Raw genomic sequence first — 19,699 nt, forward strand, 5'->3', positions numbered from 1 at the left:
ATTCAGAGGACTTCATGGTTCCACCAATACGATTTGACGGAGACCCCAAAAAAACACCTGGAACTTACTGAAAAGTTCCAAATGCTTTTTTAAAAAAATTAATTTATTTTGCGTTAGTTTTTTCTGGACGCCAGATTCCCAGCAGAACGCCAGCGATGATCGAACCAATCACAACGGCAATGATATAACCAAAAGGATTACTTGCTAACGGAGTTACCCAGAAACCACCATGCGGCGCTGGAACACTAACATGCCACCATTGAGTTAAAGCTCCAGCCGTAGCAGACCCTAAAATACATGAACTTAAAACACGCAATGGATCGGCTGTAGCAAATGGAATAGCACCTTCAGTGATGAATGAGAAACCAAGTACCCAATTGGTAATTCCAGCTTTACGTTCATCATCCGTAAATTTCTTTGGCCAAAAAGCTGTAGCAATCGCTGTAGCAAACGGTGGAACCATCCCACCTGCCATAACAGCAGCCATCAAATCACCATTTTTAGTTGAAGTGAAAGCAGCAACGGCGAAAACATAAGCAGCTTTGTTGAAAGGACCGCCCATATCAATTGACATCATCCCACCAAGAATCAAGCCAAGCAAAACAGCATTTCCAGTACCCATATGATTCAAGAAAGCAGTAACCCAAGTATTTACAACCGCAAAGATCGGGTTAACGATAAAGAACATAATCAGTGCAACTAACAGTAAGCCAAAAATCGGATAGAGTAACATCGGTTTCATACCCTCTAAAGATTTTGGCAATTTTGCAAAAAGTTTCTTCAAGAATAGGGTTAAGTAACCGGCAATGAAACCAGCGGCAATCCCACCAAGAAATCCAGCTGAACTTTTAGCATTAGTCATAACGTTAGCAACATATACGCCGCCAAATGATCCACTATAGACCGTTGCCATAAAGCCACCAACAAATCCAGGCATTAACGCTGGACGATCGCCAATAGATTCAGCGATATACCCTGCTAAAACCGGAATCATAAAAGCAAAGGCCAAACTTCCGGCATTATTTAAGAAAATAAATGGTAATGATTTAGCACCACCGAAATATTGCTCAATTACAAAAGATAAGGCAATTAAAATACCACCACCAACAACAAATGGTAACATATGAGAAATTCCATTCATTAAATCTTTATAAATTTCTCCCCAAACTGTCCCGTTTGCGCTAGTATCTTCAGCGGCACCCTCATCAGCTGCTGCATGATAAACCGGTGCATTACCTTTAACAGCTTCATTAATTAACTGATCAGCCTTTTTGATTCCGTCTACTACAGGACGATTAACTAGTGGTTTGCCATCAAAACGTGCCATTTCAACTTTTTTATCAGCTGCAATAATAACGCCAGCTGCCCGACTGATCTCATCAGAGGTTAACCGATGTTTAACTCCTTCAGAACCATTTGTTTCAACTTTGATATCAACGCCCATCGCTTCAGCAGTCTTTTTCAGTGACTCTTCAGCCATGTAAGTATGAGCAATTCCAGTTGGGCAAGCTGTAACAGCAACAACATACGGTTTATCATCAACTTTAACTGTTGTTTGTTTGGCAGCTTCTTTAGCCGCTTCAGCCTTTTCTTTAGCTTCCTTTTTAGCCTCAGCATCAGCAAATAACTGATGGACTTCTTCAGGTGTTTGTGCTTTTTTCAAGGCTGCAACTAATTCAGGATTAATCAACAAACTCGAAAGAGCTGCTAGAGCTTGCAAATGAGTATTATTGGCGCCTTCTGGAGCAGCAATCATAAAGAATAAATGAACTGGATTGCCATCTAAAGCATCGTAGTCAACGCCTGTAGCACTTTTAGCAAACATAACAGTTGCTCGCTTAACAGCCTTGTCTTTTGCATGCGGCATTGCAATCCCATCACCAATTCCCGTAGTTGACTGAGCCTCACGTGCCAAAATGTCCTTTTTGTAAAGTTCTTCATCATCGATTACACCAGCTTTGAAATACTGATGAACCATTTCATCAATTGCTTCTCTTTTAGTAGAAGCTTTCATGTCCATGATCATTGCATCTTTTAACAATAATTCACGAATATCCATTGAACACACTTCCTTTAGTTTTTAAAATTTTCTATTTTTATCTGTGGCAAAATTTCATTAATCTTGTCTCGATCAGCCAAATCCTCTGAAAATGCAGTAGCACTTCCACAAGCTAATCCATAGCGAAAACTCTCAAGTGGATCACTAGTTGCAGCAAAAGTACCAACAAATCCGCCAATCATTGAATCACCAGCACCAACCGAATTAATAACTTTTCCCTTAGGTGCGGGGCTAAAGTAAACTTTATCTGGTGTAACTAATAAACCACCATCACCTGCCATTGAAATCAGAACATGCTGTGCTCCCATTTCTAATAATTTACGCCCGTATTTTACGATATCAGCTAATCCATCCAACTTAACATTAAATAATTCTGCCAACTCATGATGGTTAGGCTTAACAACTAATGGATGCTCCTTGAGCGTCCGTAACAAACTCTCACCGGTTGTATCAATTACAAACTCAGCACCATGTTCGCGAATGATTTTAATTAATTCAAAATAAAAATCAGCCGTTAAACTAGGAACTAAGCTACCGGAAAGAATAACTACATCCCCTGCCGATAAACGATCAAATTGCTGTTTGAACTTAGTTACTTCGTCATCCGTCAGTTGTGGACCCTGACCATTGATCTCCGTTTCATTTTGCGCTTTGATCTTAACGTTAATTCGAGTATCAGCTGCCACATGAGTGAAGTTAGTTGTTAAGGATTTTTCTTTTAGAGATTTTTCAACGAAATCCCCAGTAAATCCGCCGACAAAACCCAAGGCAACATTTTGGTGTCCTAGTTCTTTTAAGATACGAGAAACATTGATTCCTTTGCCCCCGGGTAATTTGGTATCATATGCCATTCGATTAACTTCACCCAACGTTAATTCTGGTAATTGTACGATATAATCAATTGAAGGATTGACCGTTACCGTGTAAATCATAGTGAAACCTCCTGAATATTTGTTTGCGCGTTATATTCGTTGAAAACTGACCGCGGCAATTTATTTGTTATAATTGTTGCAGCAGCTAAATCCGCCACTTTAACAAAAGAAACTTGAGAAAATTTAGAATCGTCCGCCAAAATAAAAGTTTGATTTCCCTGCTGACTAGCGGTTGTTTTAACTGCCGCTTCATCAGGATCAGGAGTGGTAAAGCCATACTTTACATGAATTCCATTCATTCCTAAAAAGACTTTATCAAACCGATATTTAAGCAATTCCCTGACTGTCTGTACTCCGACAATTGCCTTAGTAGTATTTTTCAACTCACCACCAATTAAAATAGTTCGAATATTTCGATCGGCCAACACAGAAGCATGTACCACCCCATTGGTAACAACCGTTAAATGATTATCGGCATTTAGATATTGAATCATCGCTAATGTCGAGGTTCCAGCATCCAAGTAGATCACATCTTCTCTTTTGATCAACTCCGCTGCCTGTTTAGCGATTAACTTTTTTTGTTGGATGTTTTCCAAAGATTTACCGGTCATGTCCGGTTCTTGTTGGAGCGAATGTTTGACTTTCGCTCCTCCATGAACCCGCAGTAAAGCTCCTCGCTGTTCTAACAACTGTAAATCTCTCCGAGCCGATGACTCAGAGCAATTAGTTAGTTCGCAAATCTCTTGCAACTTTAAAATATTTTTGTCTTTTAAAGCTGTTAAAATCATTTGTTGTCGTTCCTCTGCAAGCACTTACAAAAGCCTCCTCAAGTATCTTATCATGGTGTTATCGAAAAATCAATCATAATCAGTCAAAAATAGTCATGTTTTTCCAAATTAATGATTCTATTTGATTTATTTTGACGTCTCAATCCTTTGTCTCTCATAATTCACCCGATTATTCTAAAAGAATCAAGTAATTAATGAATTATTTCCCTCAAAACAATTCACAATCGGTCAAAAAGTAACCAAAAATTAGAATTTTACTAATAAAAAAAGAGCACTAAAAACAAAGAATTGTTCTAGGCTCTGTTAGTTTAACATAAAAGATTTACAACGATACCCAATAATTCAAAATCGTACTAATTAATTTTTGAAACTATGAATTGGCGCTGGAATAGATCCACCACGATTAATCATTGCAGCTGAGGACGCTGAATTAACTGCCATAACCGGTGCATAACCCATCAATCCTCCAAACTCAACCATTTCACCAACTTTTTTTCCTTTAACTGGTAATACTCTGACTGCGGTTGTTTTGTTATTAATCATCCCAATTGCAGCTTCATCTGCAATCATTGCCGCGATTGTTTCTGCTGGAGTATCTCCGGGGATTGGAATCATATCCAGCCCCACTGAGCAAACAGCTGTCATTGCTTCTAGTTTTTCAACATTTAATGAACCTGCTTCGACTGCTGAAATCATACCGGAATCTTCAGAAACCGGAATAAATGCCCCAGACAAACCGCCAACTCGACTGCAAGCCATAATTCCACCTTTTTTAACTGCATCATTTAATAAAGCCAAAGCAGCAGTTGTTCCATGCGTACCCACTTTTGCCAAACCAATTTCTTCTAAAATTTGAGCTACCGAGTCACCCACGGCTGGAGTAGGAGCCAATGATAAATCAACAATTCCAAAAGGCACACCCAAACGTTCAGCCGCAATCGTTCCAACTAGCTGACCCATCCTAGTAACTTTAAAAGCAGTCTTTTTGATTGTTTCTGCTACTACGTCTAGTGACTCGCCTTTAACTTTTTCTAAAGCGTGTTTAACAACTCCCGGACCGCTTACACCAACACTAACTACTGTATCCCCCTCACCGACTCCATGAAAAGCACCAGCCATAAAAGGATTGTCTTCCACAGCATTACAGAAAACAACTAGTTTAGTGTTAGCTGTTGTCGAACGTTCAGACGCAGCCTTAACAACTCGTCCCATCTCCGCAACAGCATCCATATTAATTCCACTGCGCGTTGATCCGACATTTACCGAACAGCAAACTAAGTCAGTTTCAGCTAAAACTCGGGGTAATGATGCAATTAAACGCTGATCCCCATGCTGATAACCCTTTTGAACCAAAGCTGAAAAGCCACCAATAAAATTAACCCCTACCGTTTTAGCCGCCCGATCAAGAGTCTGAGCATATTTAAAATAATCTCGATCTGAACTAGCTGCCGCAATCAATGAAATCGGAGTTACTGAAATTCGTTTATTAATAATCGGAATTCCATACTCAGCTTCAATCTGCTGACCAACCTTAACTAAATTAGCTGCTTTAGTCGTGATTTTTTGATATATTCGTTGACATGCTTGATCACTGTCACTATCAATACAGTCAAGCAAAGAAATACCCATTGTAATTGTTCGAATATCCAGTTTTTCATCAGAAATCATATGAATTGTTTCTAAGATTTTGTCGGTTTCCATCAAATAACTCCTTTTACAATTGATGCATCGCGTGATAGATTTCCTCACGTCTAATCTTGATTTCTACCCCTAAAGCTTTGCCCAATTCAGTTAATTGGTCAGCTAGAGTAGTGAAATCAGCTTGAGAGGTTGGAAGTTCAACCATCATCATCATGGTAAAATACCCATCCATAATGGTTTGCGAAACATCTAGAATATTAATTTCTTTTTCGGCCAAAAAATGACTAACACCAGCAACGATCCCAACTTGGTCCTTGCCAATTGTGGTTAGAATTGCTTTCATCTAACTACCTCCATTGTTGTCTTAAATTGAATTTCAGTATAGCTTTTTACGAATAATATAGCAATTTGTTTAAGAAAAGCTTTAAACTACATTGTCTATGGATATTATTATAACAGCTTTTTAAGTGGTTAATTAAAAAATAATTTTTTATCAAACTGAATGATAATTTATTTTCAATAATAATTGTTAGGATTTTAACTGATGCTAACTTGAATTTTGTTAGTTTGCTCCGTAAAATAAATGGTGTTGTGTTATTCTTCAGGAAGTAGGTTCAATTTTATGATCAAACAACTTAGTCAAGAAAAGCGAGCGATTGTTACAGCCGTTTTATTAATTGCCTCATTTTTAGCTTTAACTAGCCAAACAATGATGGTAACTGCCCTACCAGTTATTCAACAAGAATTACACGTGTCCTTAACCCAAGTTCAGTGGTTGACCACTGGATATATTTTAATTATTGGAATTATCACGCCACTTTCTTCAAATTTATACGAAAAGTTCACTAATCGACAATTATTTCTCACTACCACTGGTTTATTTATAGTTGGAACTTTTTTAGGCAGTATTTCACAATCATTTGCTACTTTACTATTAGCCAGGATTTTGCAGGCAATTGCTGGAGGAATTATCATGTCTTTTCAAATGACAGCGCTAGTTGTTATTTTCCCTCCAGAAAAACGCGGTACTATTCTAGGAATGTCCGGTCTAGTTGTCGCCTCAGGCCCAGCTCTAGGCCCCACAATTGCTGGGATAATTTTACATTTTTTCAATTGGCATTATCTATTCATTTTAGTTTTACCACTCTTCATTATTCTATGGTTTATTGGCCTGATAGGTTTTCCTAACTTTTCTCAGCCGCAAGCTTTAAAAATTGATATTGGATCAGTCTTTTTACTGCTGATTGGATCAAGCTTAGCTCTGTCTAGTCTTACATTATTTAAACAAAACATTTTGACCGGAATGATTGCCTTACTGGTTGGTTTAACTTTGCTTTACATTTTTGGTCACCGTCAACTTCATTTGAAACAGCCATTATTGCGAATTCAAATTGCCAAACTACCATCCTTTTCTTTAATGACTATTGTTGGCATGTTAGCTTTTATGGTATTAATTGGTACTGAACAAATAATTCCGATTTTTGTTGAAAAAGTTGTGGGCTTAAACAGTATGCAAGCTGGTTTAATTTTACTTCCAGGAGCCCTAGCAAACGCAATTTTTGCAGCTTGGGCAGGCCGCTACTATGATGCTCATGGAGCTAAACTATTGATTCTTTGTGGTATTAGTTTAATGATTATTGCTGCTATTCCCTTGTTATTTATGACTAAAGCGATGCCAATCTGGTTAATTGTAGTTGCTTATATGATTCGAATGATTGGCAATTCTTGTGTCTTTTCACCTGCTATGTCAGAAGCCTTCATTGACATTACCCCAACAGAAATTAGTCATGCAACTGCACTCAATAATGCAATTCGTCAAGTTGCCGGTTCAGTTTCAACTACCTTGATGGTTGTTCTAGCGGATATTCCAGCATCACTGACTCAAGGAGTTCACTGGGCAATCCTGTTTACCTTCGTCCTATTAGGATTAATGATTTTATTCTTCAGATATTATCTAAAACAAAAAGCTGTTTAAAATGTTGTTAAAGCAAAAAAGCATTGTCTGTTTCTAATTATGAAGTGAACCTCCAAGATTATTGTCCAATCTCAGCGTTTCACCTCATTAAATGAAACAAACGATGCTTTTTTATTCTAAAACCTCTTGATCATGATAAACAAATCTAATTTCTGGAAACTCTTTTTTCCCATCTTTGCCAGCCATAAACTTCACTGCTTCTCGTCTGATTTCCGATAAATCGACCCCTTGCGCCTTGGCCGCAAATATGCAGCCACAATAACACTGACGATAAACATCATATTCATGACACATTTCAACTGAACGACGATAACCGTTGTTCTTTTTAAAATCACTAGGCAAATATTGTGTTGCGTACAGATTCTGAACTTCGATTCCTACACTATTAATTACTTGAGAATTCTTATGCGGACTAATTGTTAAAGTACTGCCAAAATAATCAAATCCTAGTTCAACCGCTTTAGCAGCAACTAAATCTAATCGGTAAGTAAAACATGCTCGGCATCTTTTACCACCTTCAGGTTCCTTTTCCAAGCCACGAACATTTTCAAAATACTTCTGTGGCTGATAAGGAGCTGCAATAAATTGAACATGACTGCCGGTTTGGTGATTGAAATCATGAATGAATTTTTGTTGCACATATTCACGTCGTTGGTACTCTGCTCGCGGATGAATATTCGAATTAGCATAATAAATTGTTACATCCGCATATTGTGTCAAATATTCTAAAGTATACGTACTACAAGGTGCACAACAACTATGCAGCATAACTTTGGGCCGCTGGTTATTAATCTGCCAGCTTTTAATCATTTTTTGTAAAATCTTGTCATAATTTATTTTTTGGTTAGGATTCATCTGATCCAAAAACTGATGTAAATCAATCATAATTTTTGTTCATCCCTTCAGAACTTTTCTGTTGCTAAGTATATACCCTCGGTTAGCTGCAAGCAATTATTGACTAATAGATAATAGCTTTTCTTCAACTGCTGGTAATAATTGGCTCGTCAATAACTGACCTCCAGCTTGATTAAGGTGTAAGTGATCACCCAAATCATACGCGGGCACCAACTGATCTTCTTTAACAACTGCTGTTGCCGTACTGGTAAAAGGCTCCAAATGGGCTAGCTCACTATTAACCAATTTTCGAAGTGTGAGAGCTTGTTCATAGTTAGCTGAGTGATGAATCTGACCATGTCCTAACTTAAAAGGCAATAAATTACTGAATAATAATTGGCTTTGAGCCATTTCAACTAAATTGAATAATTCTTCAACTTGTGCAGTAAAATCAGTGGGGTTTATTTGTTGTTTAATTGCCTGCCGACTAATTAATGGCAATAAAAGATCATTACTGCCCACAAAACAAATCACTAACTTTGGACGATGCAATCGCATCAGTAGCGGTAACCTTTCAGCTAGACTTGTTCCAAAAGTTTGATATAATGGCTCATCTTGTGGAGCATTATACAACAATCGGTTACCAGAAATTCCTGAATTTAAAACCGTCAACCGATTGGGATACTTCAAGTAGAGCTGTTCAGTTAATTCATCTGAAATTAAGCCCATTTCCGCTAAAGAATCACCTGTAAATTCAATTACAGCTGCTTTGGTCCCACTCAAAACTTCAACTTGCGCTAAACTAAACCAACCGCGGCGAGCCGTAAAAGTTGTCCGCAACGTTGGCAAATGATTGCTGCGCCGGATTAAACTAGCATTTGTCAATTTAGTATTATAAGTACTAGCAAAATCACAATAAGTTTGCCTAAAACTACTGCTAATTCTAAAATATAATTTTTGACCAGGATGAACTGTTAATTGACAGGGGTCGCTCACAACTGCCTTTCCTGCAGGAATTTTAAATATCCGGCTGTTGTGAAAAAATAACGATTGTTTCACATGAAACATTGGATCTAAACCAACTTCAACTCTGTCAAAAATTAATGACTGCAGTCCAAAATAATTTGTTAGTGTAGCCCTAAGTTCACCACCATGTAAATTACAAGTCGTTTGAATAACTTCCGTTAATTCAGGCATCGTCACTGGCAGAAAACTAAAATTAGCAATTTGATGATACCAAGCGATTTGCCAATGCATTTTTTATTCCTCCTCGAAAAAATGGGACTCGGGCAAAATCATTTTTGCTCAGTCCCATATATTTTGCAGTTTCAATCATCCCTAAGATCTCAAGCACATCATTTAAAAATTAATTTATCTTCCTTTTTATGTTAACTAATCTGCTAGTAGTTGGATGATTTCAAGCGGCGGAATTCCTTGAAAGTAACTGTTAACATCAACTTTGCTCAGAACTTGCGCTATTTCAGCTTCACTATAGGCAACTCCATTTAATTTAACTTCTAATTCATGCACATCATTTGTTCCAAAGAAATCCCCAAAAAACTTGATATTTTTAATATGGCCTACTTCAACCAAAATTCGAGCATCAATTGTTCCGCTAGTAAAATGTCGCCGCTTTTGAATAGTGAATTTTGGTGATTGACCGTAGACCCAATCCCAATTGTTATAAGATTGCTGTTGAATCGCTGCAATTTGCTGTTCATCCGTTGGTGTTAATTGATATTCCTGTTTTTTTGCAGTTTCCATATTGTCAACGCCCAAGATTTTCATAATTAATAAATCACGAAATTCTTCAGTAGTAATCTTTTGATATTCTTCAGCCAAATATGGGCGCAAATTAGTTACGCGACTACGGACCGATTTAATTCCCTTAGATTCGATCTTATCTTGGGGAACGTGTAACGCTTTAGCTACTTGTTCAGTATCAACATCAAGCATCAAAGTACCATGAGAAAAAGTTTTACCACCACGAGTGTACATTGCATTTCCGGAAAATTTTTTCCCGTCAACCACAATATCATTTCGACCAGTAACTTCCGCTCCAGTGACTCCCATCTCATGCAAAGCATTAACGATCGGGGCAACCATTGTTTTAAAATCACCAAATTGATGGCTGCCAGCATCAACAATAAAACTGAAACACAAATTGCCTAAATCCTGATACATTGCCCCACCCCCAGATAACCGTCGAGTGACAGTCACTTGGTGTTCACGACAATATTTTTGATCAATTTCTTCAATTGTATTTTGATTACGACCAACAATTACGCACGGTTTCTCAATGTAAAATAAAACCATCGGCAGCTTGATTTGGTTGTTGTTCATTAAATACTGTTCTGTTGCTAAATTTTGTCGAATATCATAACTACACATCGCTAAATATTGCACTTTACCACTTCCTCTAACCAAAGTTTTTAAATATTGATTGGCAATTTCAGTCCAACGTCAGCAGCATCCATAACTGCCTCGCTAACGCTTGGATGTGGATGAATGGTTAAAGCAATATCTTCAACCGTTGCACCGGTTTCTACCGCTAGTGTTAACTCAGTAATTAGATCACTAGCATTAGGTCCAACGATTTGCGCTCCTAAAAGTTGATGACTTTCCTTTTCAAACACCAGCCGGATAAAACCATCAGTACTATTCATAGAAATAGCTCGACCGTTAGCGGCAAAAGGAAACTGAGCTTTATCTGGTTTCAAGCCCTGTTCCTTAGCTTCAGCCATAGTTAAACCAGTTGTTGCAATTTCACTATCTGTATAGCAAACAGCTGGCATGGCCCGATAGTCAATAATTGCTTTAGAACCAGAAATTGCTTCAGCAGCGACTTTACCTTCATAACTTGCTTTATGAGCTAGAGCTGCTCCTGGCACAATATCTCCGATGGCATAAATGTTGCTGACACTTGTTCTTCCTTGAGCATCCACCTTAATTAAACCCCGCTGATCCATCTCAATTCCAACGTGTTCTAAGCCCATATCAGCGGTATTAGCTCGCCTACCAACACATACAATGCAATAATCCGCTTGCAATTGTTTTTCTTCGCCAGCCACTTCAAAAGTGATTTTGACACCATCAGCTGTCTGTTCAGCTTTCCGAGCCATCGCTTTAGTGTAAATATCAACTTTTTGTTTACTAAAGTGATGTTCAACAACTGACACTAAGTCACGTTCATAATTCGCCAAAATACGTTCAGTACCCTCTAAAATTGAAACGTGTGCTCCTAAATTGGCATAAACCGATGCCAACTCGCAGCCAATATAGCCACCACCGACAACAACTAGATCTTTGGGAACTTCCTGTAAATTCAAAGCGCCGGTTGAATCTAAAACCCGGTTTTCAAATTTGAAATTAGGAATTTCAATTGGATGGCTACCAGTTGCCAAAATCAAATTGTTAAAAGTGTAAGTTTGTGCAGAATCATCTTTGATCACACGTAAACTGTGATCGTCTTTCAAAAAGGCGCTACCCCAAATAACATCGATTTTATGCTTTTTAAAAAGACTGGCTACTCCACCTGTTAGTTTATTCACAACACTTTCTTGTTTCCAAGTCTGTGTCTGTTTAAAATCAAGCGTTGCTGCGGTAATCCTTAAACCCATATCAGCTGAGTTCATTGCCTTTTGATACCGATGAGCTGCTTCAATTAAAGCTTTTGATGGGATACAACCAACATTCAAGCAAACCCCGCCGATGAATTCACGTTCAATAACGGTAACTTTTTGTCCCTTTTCAGCTGCCCGAATAGCTGCTACATATCCGCCAGGACCAGCTCCAATGACAACTGTGTCTAGATCAATTGCAAAATCTCCTACAACCATCTTCTAATCACCCTTCCATTAACAATAATTCTGGATCTGACAGTAACTCTTTAAATCGATTCATTGCTCGTTGAGCTGTCGCTCCGTCAATTACTCGGTGATCAAACGACAAGGACAATTTCATTACATAAGCTACCTGAACTTGATCATCGACAACAACCGGCTCCTTAGTAATCCGGCCCAGGCCAAGGATTGCTACTTCTGGCCAATTAATTACTGGAGTAAAGAAGCCGCCACCAATTGAGCCAATGTTAGTAATTGACATTCCAGTATGCTTCATGTCTTCACCACCCAATTTACCGTCCTTGGCTTTTTGAGTGTTAGCACTGATTTCACGTGCAATATCAAATAAACTTAGTTGATCAGCGTGTTTGATATTAGGGACAAACAACCCCCGGTCAGTGTCAGTCGCAACTCCAACATTAATATATTCACGATGAACAATTTCTTGGCTATCCATATCAACTTGCGAATTAAAAATTGGATATTCTTTCATAACTAAACTGAGCGCTTTAACCACATAAGCTAAGAAAGTTAAGTGAACTCCTTTGTCTGTAGCTAACTGCTTATATTTCTTTCGATGATCCCACAATTTATCAACCACTGCTTCATCGAAGACTGTTACGTGTGGAATCTGCTGCTTACTGCGAATCATTGCCTTGGCAGTCGCTTTGCGAATTCCCGACATCTTCTCCCGTGTTTCTGGCCAAGCCTCATTTGAAGCTGGTAACGATGGCACAGCCGCTTTAGTCGTATCAGCATTCTGATCAGTTTGAACAACCCCATTTTGCAAGAATTGATCAACATCTGTTTTAGTAACTTGCCCATGATTTCCACTACCATTAATCTGTGTTAGATCAACGGCTTTTTCACGTGCATAAGCTCGAACTGCTGGCATCGCTAACACTGGCAGACTAGTATCTCGCGGTTGAACAGCAGTTTCAGTTGGAACAGTTGTCTCAGTCGCTGGTTTGACCTCTACAGCTGCTGGTGATGCTGGAGTTGCCGCTTTGACTTCTTTTTCTGGCTCTGGAGCCGCTGCTGCATTTTTTTCTGATTGAGATTCAGTTTCAGGTACATCTCCTGCAACTTCAAATTCGACCAAAGCTTGGCCGACTTCAGCAGTCTCCCCTTCTTCAACTAAAATTTGTTTAATCGTCCCAGAAACTGGTGCAGGAATTTCTTCGACTGATTTATCATTTTCAATTTCTAATAAATCATCATCTTCTTTTAATTGGTCACCTACTTTAACATACCACTTAGCAACCGTTCCTTCGGAAATACCTTCACCAATGTCTGGCAACTTGAATTGATATAAACCCATCTAATCTGCCTCCTAATATTCCATAATCTCGTTAGCTTTAGCAACGATATCATTTTTGTTTGGTAACCAATCACTTTCCGCCTCACTAAACGGATACGGAGTGTTGGGTGCTGCTACTCGACCAATTGGAGCATTCAAATACAAAATTCCCTTTTCTGCAATCAAAGCTGCTACCTGTGCCCCTACACCAGCTTGCTTTTGAGCTTCTTGAACAACTACAGCTCGGCTGGTCTTTTTGACTGAAGCCAAAATAGTTTTTTCATCGATTGGAGAAATCGTCCGCAAATCAATTACTTCAGCTGAAATGCCAGCTTTTGCTAATTCATCACTAGCTTTCAAACACTCTTGAACCATTGCACCATAACTAATTAAAGTGATATCTTGTCCTTCATGGGCTACGGCTGCTTGATCCAACGGAACAGTATAGGCTTCATCTGGAACTTCAGCTTTAATTGAACGATAAAGTTTCATATGTTCTAGGAAGAAAACTGGATCATCAGAACGAATTGCTGAAATCAATAACCCTTTTGCATCATAAGGATTACTAGGAATCACTACCCGCAAGCCAGGAACTTGAGCAATTAATCCTTCCAAGCTATCAGCATGCAATTCGGGCGTATGCACACCACCACCAAATGGAGCACGAATCGTAATTGGCATTTTGCGAGTGCCACCCAATCGGAATCTCATCCGAGATAGCTGGCCAGCAATTTCATCCATTGCTTCAAAAACAAAACCAAAAAATTGAATTTCGGGAACTGGTCGGAAACCTTTCAGCGCTAAACCAGTACTTAATCCAATAATACCTGATTCTGCAAGTGGTGTATCAAACACACGTTGCTCGCCGTGAGTTTGCTGTAATCCTTCAGTTGCCCGGAAAACACCACCATTTTTACCAACATCCTCACCAAAAACAAGCACTTTGTCATCACGGGCTAATTCTTCATCCATTGCTGCCGTAATCGCTTTAATCATTGTCGTTTTTGTCATGACTATTTGGCCTCCTTTGCAGTATAACGTTCAATTTCTTGTTGGATCTCTGCCGGTGAATCTACAAAGGCATTTTGCAAATATTCACTAATTTTTTGTTTCGGCATATTTTCAACTTTTTTAATTGCTTCATTAATTTCGTTACGTGTCGCTTCAACCCATCCATCTTCTTCTTCTTGCGACCAAAGACCCTTAGCGGTTAAATATTTACGCATTCTGACTAATGGATCTTTTTGATGCCATAAATCATCAGTTTCTTTCGTCCGGTAGCGTTTAGGATCATCCCCAGAAAGTGTGTGTGGTCCATAGCGATAAGTTAGAGTTTCAATTAGAACCGGGCCATTTCCTGCTGTAGCATATTCACGAGCCTCTTTCGTTACCTCATAAACAGCTAACGCATCCATCCCATCAACTTGAACTCCCGGAATTCCAGCAGCCACAGCTTTTTGGGCAAGTGTAGGCGCCGCGGTCTGCTTATTACGCGGAACTGAAATTGCAAACCCGTTATTTTGCACAACAAAAACGGCTGGGGCTTCAAAAGCTCCCGCAAAATTAATTCCTTCATAAAAATCACCCTGGGAAGTTCCACCATCGCCTGTATAGGTATAGGCTACTTGTCGCTGATCCTTTAATTTAATTCCCAAGGCAACTCCAGCTGCTTGAACATACTGCGCCCCAATAATAATCTGTGGCGGCAAAGCAGCCAAATCAGCTGGATACTTATTGCCATCAACATGACCACGTGACCAAAGAAAAGCTTGGTATAATGGCAACCCATGTAACACCAGTTGCGGCACATCACGGTAGGCTGGTAAAAGAAAATCAGCCTTGTCCATCGCAAAGTTTGAAGCAATTTGACTCGCCTCTTCGCCTGCTGTTGGAGCATAAAAACCAAGCCGCCCCTGACGATTTAATTTTGTTGAACGTTCATCCAATGTTCGCGACCAAATCATCTGTCGGAATAATTCTTTCAACTGTTCATCACTTAAATCAAGTTCCCAGTCTTTTTTTATAATTTCCCCGTCTTCATTTAAAACTTTAACCGTTTTAAACTCTTTAGCCATTTTATCTAATTGACTAAAATCAATAATTTTTTTAGACATATATCCAACCTCCTTGAGTTGCTAATCCTGTGAGAGCAAAATCTCTAGTATCAATATAACATATAAAATACTTGTGAAATATTATTTGGATTCCAGCTTTATAACCGCTTACATTATTATTTTAACGCCAAATATGTTTGTTTTAAAGATTGTTAGGTTGTTAACAATCTATTATTTCAATCGGTTCGATTGCTAATTAACCTAATTTCAATTAAAAGTTAGAAAAAACTTATTAAATCTGTTACTTTTGTGATTTTTTTAACAAAAAGTTAAGTGCAGATTAAATAATTATCAGTACAAAAAAAGACTAAAACATAATGTTTTAGCCATTACCCAAAAAGTCTCAAATTTAGTCAGCAACTTTAGCAATTTTACCCTGTTCAATGTAAACCGCCAGGATTGATAAATCTGCCGGATTAACACCACTGATTCGACTAGCCTGTGCCAAAGTTTCTGGTTGAATCTTTTGTAATTTTTGTCGTGCTTCAGTCGCTAAACCTTCAATAGCTGCGTAATCAATTCTTTCTGGAATTTTCTTAGCTTCCATTTTCTTAAGTTTTTCGACCTTGTGATATTCTTTTTTAATGTAACCAGCATACTTAAACTGAATTTCAACTTGTTCAACAATTCGAGCATCAAGCGGGTGCGATGGAGCAGGAATAAAATGTTGCAAATCTGCATAAGTAACTTCTGGCCGCCGCAAAAACTCGCTAGCCATTACACCATCTTTCAGCGGTGCTGAACCTTTCTTAGCTAAAAAGTCATTGACCTGCTGATTTGGTTTAATTCGCGTTTCTTCCAATCGTTGTTTTTCAGTCGCTATAGCTGCTTTTTTTGCTAAAAACTGCTGATAACGTTCTTCAGAAATTAATCCAATTTTATGACCTAACTCTGTCAATCTTAAATCAGCATTGTCATGGCGCAAAATCAACCGATACTCAGCTCTCGACGTCAAAAGTCGGTATGGTTCGTTGGTACCTTTAGTAACCAAATCATCAACCATAACTCCAATGTAGGCATCACTACGCTTCAAAATAACTTCTTCTTTGCCTAAAGCATGCAAGCCAGCATTAATTCCAGCTAACATTCCTTGTCCAGCTGCCTCTTCATAGCCTGAAGTTCCATTAGTCTGACCAGCAGTATACAAGCCCTTAACCAGCTTAGTTTCCAATGTTGGTCGCAATTGATAAGGAGAAACAATATCGTATTCAATAGCGTAGCCTGGTCGCATCAATTGTGCATGTTCCAAGCCTTGAACCGAATGAGTCATTTCCTGTTGAATTTCTTCTGGTAATGATGTTGAAAGACCTTGGAGATAATATTCATCGGTTTCCCTTCCTTCAGGTTCAATAAAAATCTGATGCCGCGGTTTATCAGCAAAACGAACAATCTTATCTTCAATTGACGGACAATAACGTGGACCAACGCCTTCAATCACTCCTGAAAACATTGGTGCTCGATCAAGATTATTACGAATAATTTGATGTGTTCTTTGATTTGTATAAGTTAACCAGCAAGGCATTTGTTTTTCTGGCGACAAATAATCAGCATCTTTACTTTCAAAACTAAAATGATTAGGCGCTTGATCACCAGGCTGTTCTTGCGTTTGATCATAATCAATCGTATTTCCATCGACTCGTGGTGGTGTTCCTGTTTTAAAACGTTTTAATTCAAATCCCAATTTCTCTAAATTACCCGACAATTTCTTAGCCGGCTGGGTATTATTCGGACCAGACGAATACATCAGTTCACCAATAATGATTTTACCGCGAGCTGCCGTTCCAGTTGTCAAGACAACACTTTTTGCACTATACCGTGCCCCGGTATTAGTAATAACGCCTTTAACAACCCCACCTTCAACAATTAAGTCATCAACTATTGCCTGCCGCAAGGTTAGATGTGCTTGGCGTTCTAATGTGTGTTTCATTTCAATGGAATACATTCTTTTATCCGCTTGTGCTCGTAAAGCTCGGACAGCTGGTCCTTTCCCAGTATTAAGCATCCGCATCTGAACATAGGTCTTATCGATATTACGACCCATTTCACCGCCTAAAGCATCAACTTCACGAACAACAATTCCTTTGGCCGGACCACCAATCGACGGATTACATGGCATAAAGGCAACCATTTCCAGATTAATCGTAATCAGTAGCGTTTCATTACCCATTCGAGCAGCTGCCAGCGCAGCTTCACAACCAGCGTGTCCCGCACCAACAACGATTACATCGTACTTTTTCCCTTGATATTGTTTTACTTCCATCTTTTAAGATTCTCCTAGATTATTTATCCTCAAACTTGCTATTTTCCTAAACAAAATTGACTAAACAATTGATCCAACAATTCATCTTGATAACTATCACCAGTTATCTCGCCAAGTAGTTCCCAACAGTTTGTCATGTCAATTTGAACTAGGTCAACCGGCATTCCCTGTTTAATTCCACGCAAAACATCATCCAAAGCCTGCTCAGCTTTTTTTAGCAATGCAATATGGCGGGCATTAGTAACCATAACGGTTGTTTGACTATTTTCAATCCCACCAAAAAACAAATCCGCAATTACCTGTTCAAGTTGATCCAATCCTTGATTTTTCAAAACTGATGCTTGCAAAATCTGCGTTTTAGGATCAACCATCTGCTGAACCTGACTAATTTCCAACTTATTAGGTAAATCGGACTTGTTTAACAAAATCAGTCGTTTCTTGTCAGCCGTTAGTTCTAATAATTGACGATCTTCAGTGGTTAAAGGCTCACTGTTATTTAAAAGGATCATTACTAGATCAGCCTGATTAATTGCCTGTTTGGATCTTTCAACCCCAATTTTCTCAACTTTATCTTCTGTTTGATGAATTCCAGCTGTATCAATTAATTTTAACGGAACACCATGAACATTAACATACTCTTCAATTACATCACGTGTTGTTCCAGCAACATCCGTTACAATCGCCTTGTCTTCATGCAAAAGATGATTTAAAAGACTTGATTTGCCAACATTGGGCCGACCAATAATTGCTGTTGCCAGACCTTCACGCAATATTTTACCTTGCCGCGCAGTCGTCAATAATTGTTTAATTCTTTGCTTGACCTCAACTGCTTTTTCTTGCAGCATTTTTGTCGTTAACGTTTCAACATCATCGTATTCTGGGTAATCAATATTTACTTCAACTTGGGCTAACACATCCAAAATATCTTGTCGTAAGTTTTTAATTAAATGCCCTAAATTACCATCCAATTGATTCAAAGCAACCTTCATTGAACGATCCGTTTTCGCACGAATTAAATCCATCACTGCTTCAGCTTGGGACAAGTCGATTCTCCCATGCAAAAATGCCCGCTTGGTAAATTCACCTGGCTCAGCTAAACGCGCTCCACTACTTAAAACCAATTGTAAAATCTGATTAGTTGGAACAATGCCACCATGACAATTAATTTCAATAATATCTTCACGAGTAAAAGTTTTTGGAGCTCGCATAACTGAAACCATTACTTCATCAATTTCTTGTTTGGTTTCTGGATTGATAATATGCCCATAATTAATCGTATGGCTGGCAACTTTGGTTAAATCCCGACCAGAAAAGATCTTTTTGACTACTGCTATTGCCTGATCGCCACTCAACCGAACAATTGAAATGGCTCCTTCACCTGATGGTGTTGAAATAGCCGCAATTGTATCAAATTCCGTAACCACTTTCATAAATATTCTATCCTCCTGAAAATCTGTCTTTAGACAATAAAAAAGCGCCACTCCACGCCTAAAAATAAAGACGTGGATAAAGCACTTTGACTACTTTATCGGTTAAGATAAGAATGATTGTCTTTAATATACTGGCAATTTCAGCAATTGTCAACTGTTGAAACTAGCCAGTCTTAGCTAAAAAACAGCTTTTCTAATTACCTAACTTCCTCCTTTAGAATAAGTATTTTCAAAGTTTTTTCACTAAAATGTAATTTTTATTGAAAAAAGGCTTGTAATTTTAATTTTACAAGCTATAATGTGTTTAACGATTATCAAGTTGAATTCAGATTAAAGGAGGTTGGGTAGCATGTCGTCTACATCTCAAAAGTACTTGAACAGTAATGTTGCAGTTCAATATCTAGTGAGCCTAGTCATTATTAGCACGCGCGATGTGCTACTCAATGTCTCGGCTAATTAAAATGCATTGACACTGAAAACCATCGCGCTTAAGCAAGCTTAACTTAAAGCGATGGTTTTTTTCTATTTTTAGCAGCACCCATCGTTTTAGCTTTAAAACGATGGGTGCTTTTTAATTTTTCTCT

The 19,699-nt window shown here is 38.5% G+C and carries 15 protein-coding genes; 1 reads left to right on the forward strand and 14 read right to left on the reverse strand.

The window, feature by feature from the left end; genetic code table 11:
- Positions 1 to 103: 103 nt before the first annotated feature.
- From G6O73_RS09770 to G6O73_RS09790, 5 genes are all read right to left on the reverse strand, one after another.
- Positions 104 to 2,059 carry a PTS fructose transporter subunit IIABC gene (locus G6O73_RS09770; protein WP_057884851.1) on the reverse strand — a complete coding sequence of 652 codons (1,956 nt, stop codon included), beginning with the start codon at positions 2,057 to 2,059 and terminating at the stop codon, positions 104 to 106.
- A 14-nt stretch (positions 2,060 to 2,073) separates the two neighbouring features.
- Positions 2,074 to 2,991: a 1-phosphofructokinase gene (pfkB, locus tag G6O73_RS09775; RefSeq protein WP_057884852.1), complete on the reverse strand. Its 918-nt coding sequence runs from the start codon at positions 2,989 to 2,991 to the stop codon at positions 2,074 to 2,076.
- Positions 2,988 to 3,743, reverse strand: coding sequence for a DeoR/GlpR family DNA-binding transcription regulator (locus G6O73_RS09780; protein ID WP_057884853.1), 756 nt, complete (start codon positions 3,741 to 3,743; stop codon positions 2,988 to 2,990). Before G6O73_RS09780 ends, pfkB begins: the two co-directional genes overlap by 4 nt.
- 333 nt (positions 3,744 to 4,076) lie before the next feature.
- Positions 4,077 to 5,420 (reverse strand): PFL family protein, encoded by a 1,344-nt coding sequence (locus G6O73_RS09785; protein WP_057884854.1) that lies wholly within the window; start codon positions 5,418 to 5,420, stop codon positions 4,077 to 4,079.
- 13 nt (positions 5,421 to 5,433) lie between these two features.
- Positions 5,434 to 5,703, reverse strand: a complete 270-nt coding sequence (locus G6O73_RS09790) for an ACT domain-containing protein (protein ID WP_057884855.1) — start codon at positions 5,701 to 5,703, stop codon at positions 5,434 to 5,436.
- Between the two features lie 279 nt (positions 5,704 to 5,982).
- On the opposite strand from G6O73_RS09790, the gene G6O73_RS09795 reads away from it, so the two are divergent.
- Complete coding sequence (locus G6O73_RS09795) at positions 5,983 to 7,335, forward strand: MFS transporter (RefSeq protein WP_057884856.1); 1,353 nt, start codon at positions 5,983 to 5,985, stop codon at positions 7,333 to 7,335.
- Between the two features lie 111 nt (positions 7,336 to 7,446).
- Here the strand turns inward: G6O73_RS09795 and G6O73_RS09800 are convergent, their stop codons facing one another.
- From G6O73_RS09800 to mnmE, 9 genes are all read right to left on the reverse strand, one after another.
- Positions 7,447 to 8,220 (reverse strand): epoxyqueuosine reductase QueH, encoded by a 774-nt coding sequence (locus tag G6O73_RS09800; RefSeq protein ID WP_057884857.1) that lies wholly within the window; start codon positions 8,218 to 8,220, stop codon positions 7,447 to 7,449.
- Positions 8,221 to 8,286: 66 nt separating this feature from the next.
- Complete coding sequence (locus G6O73_RS09805) at positions 8,287 to 9,426, reverse strand: SGNH/GDSL hydrolase family protein (protein ID WP_057884858.1); 1,140 nt, start codon at positions 9,424 to 9,426, stop codon at positions 8,287 to 8,289.
- Between the two features lie 135 nt (positions 9,427 to 9,561).
- The gene (locus G6O73_RS09810; RefSeq protein ID WP_057884859.1) at positions 9,562 to 10,575 is read right to left on the reverse strand and encodes a lipoate--protein ligase; all 1,014 of its coding nucleotides are present in this window, start codon (positions 10,573 to 10,575) and stop codon (positions 9,562 to 9,564) included.
- 26 nt (positions 10,576 to 10,601) lie between these two features.
- Positions 10,602 to 12,008, reverse strand: coding sequence for a dihydrolipoyl dehydrogenase (gene lpdA / locus G6O73_RS09815; protein WP_057884860.1), 1,407 nt, complete (start codon positions 12,006 to 12,008; stop codon positions 10,602 to 10,604).
- Between the two features lie 7 nt (positions 12,009 to 12,015).
- Entirely contained in the window at positions 12,016 to 13,332 is a 1,317-nt protein-coding gene (locus G6O73_RS09820; protein WP_057884861.1) for a 2-oxo acid dehydrogenase subunit E2, read from the reverse strand.
- 12 nt (positions 13,333 to 13,344) lie between these two features.
- Entirely contained in the window at positions 13,345 to 14,322 is a 978-nt protein-coding gene (locus G6O73_RS09825) for an alpha-ketoacid dehydrogenase subunit beta (protein WP_057884862.1), read from the reverse strand.
- 2 nt (positions 14,323 to 14,324) lie between these two features.
- A complete protein-coding gene (gene pdhA / locus G6O73_RS09830) occupies positions 14,325 to 15,425 on the reverse strand; it encodes a pyruvate dehydrogenase (acetyl-transferring) E1 component subunit alpha (protein ID WP_057884863.1) in 1,101 nt (366 codons plus the stop codon).
- Between the two features lie 349 nt (positions 15,426 to 15,774).
- Entirely contained in the window at positions 15,775 to 17,685 is a 1,911-nt protein-coding gene (gene mnmG / locus G6O73_RS09835; RefSeq protein WP_057884864.1) for a tRNA uridine-5-carboxymethylaminomethyl(34) synthesis enzyme MnmG, read from the reverse strand.
- A 38-nt stretch (positions 17,686 to 17,723) separates the two neighbouring features.
- Positions 17,724 to 19,115 carry a tRNA uridine-5-carboxymethylaminomethyl(34) synthesis GTPase MnmE gene (mnmE, locus tag G6O73_RS09840; protein WP_057884865.1) on the reverse strand — a complete coding sequence of 464 codons (1,392 nt, stop codon included), beginning with the start codon at positions 19,113 to 19,115 and terminating at the stop codon, positions 17,724 to 17,726.
- Between the last annotated feature and the right edge of the window lie 584 nt (positions 19,116 to 19,699).

The sequence above is a fragment of the Liquorilactobacillus nagelii DSM 13675 genome (genome assembly GCF_019444005.1).
Lineage (GTDB): Bacteria > Bacillota > Bacilli > Lactobacillales > Lactobacillaceae > Liquorilactobacillus > Liquorilactobacillus nagelii.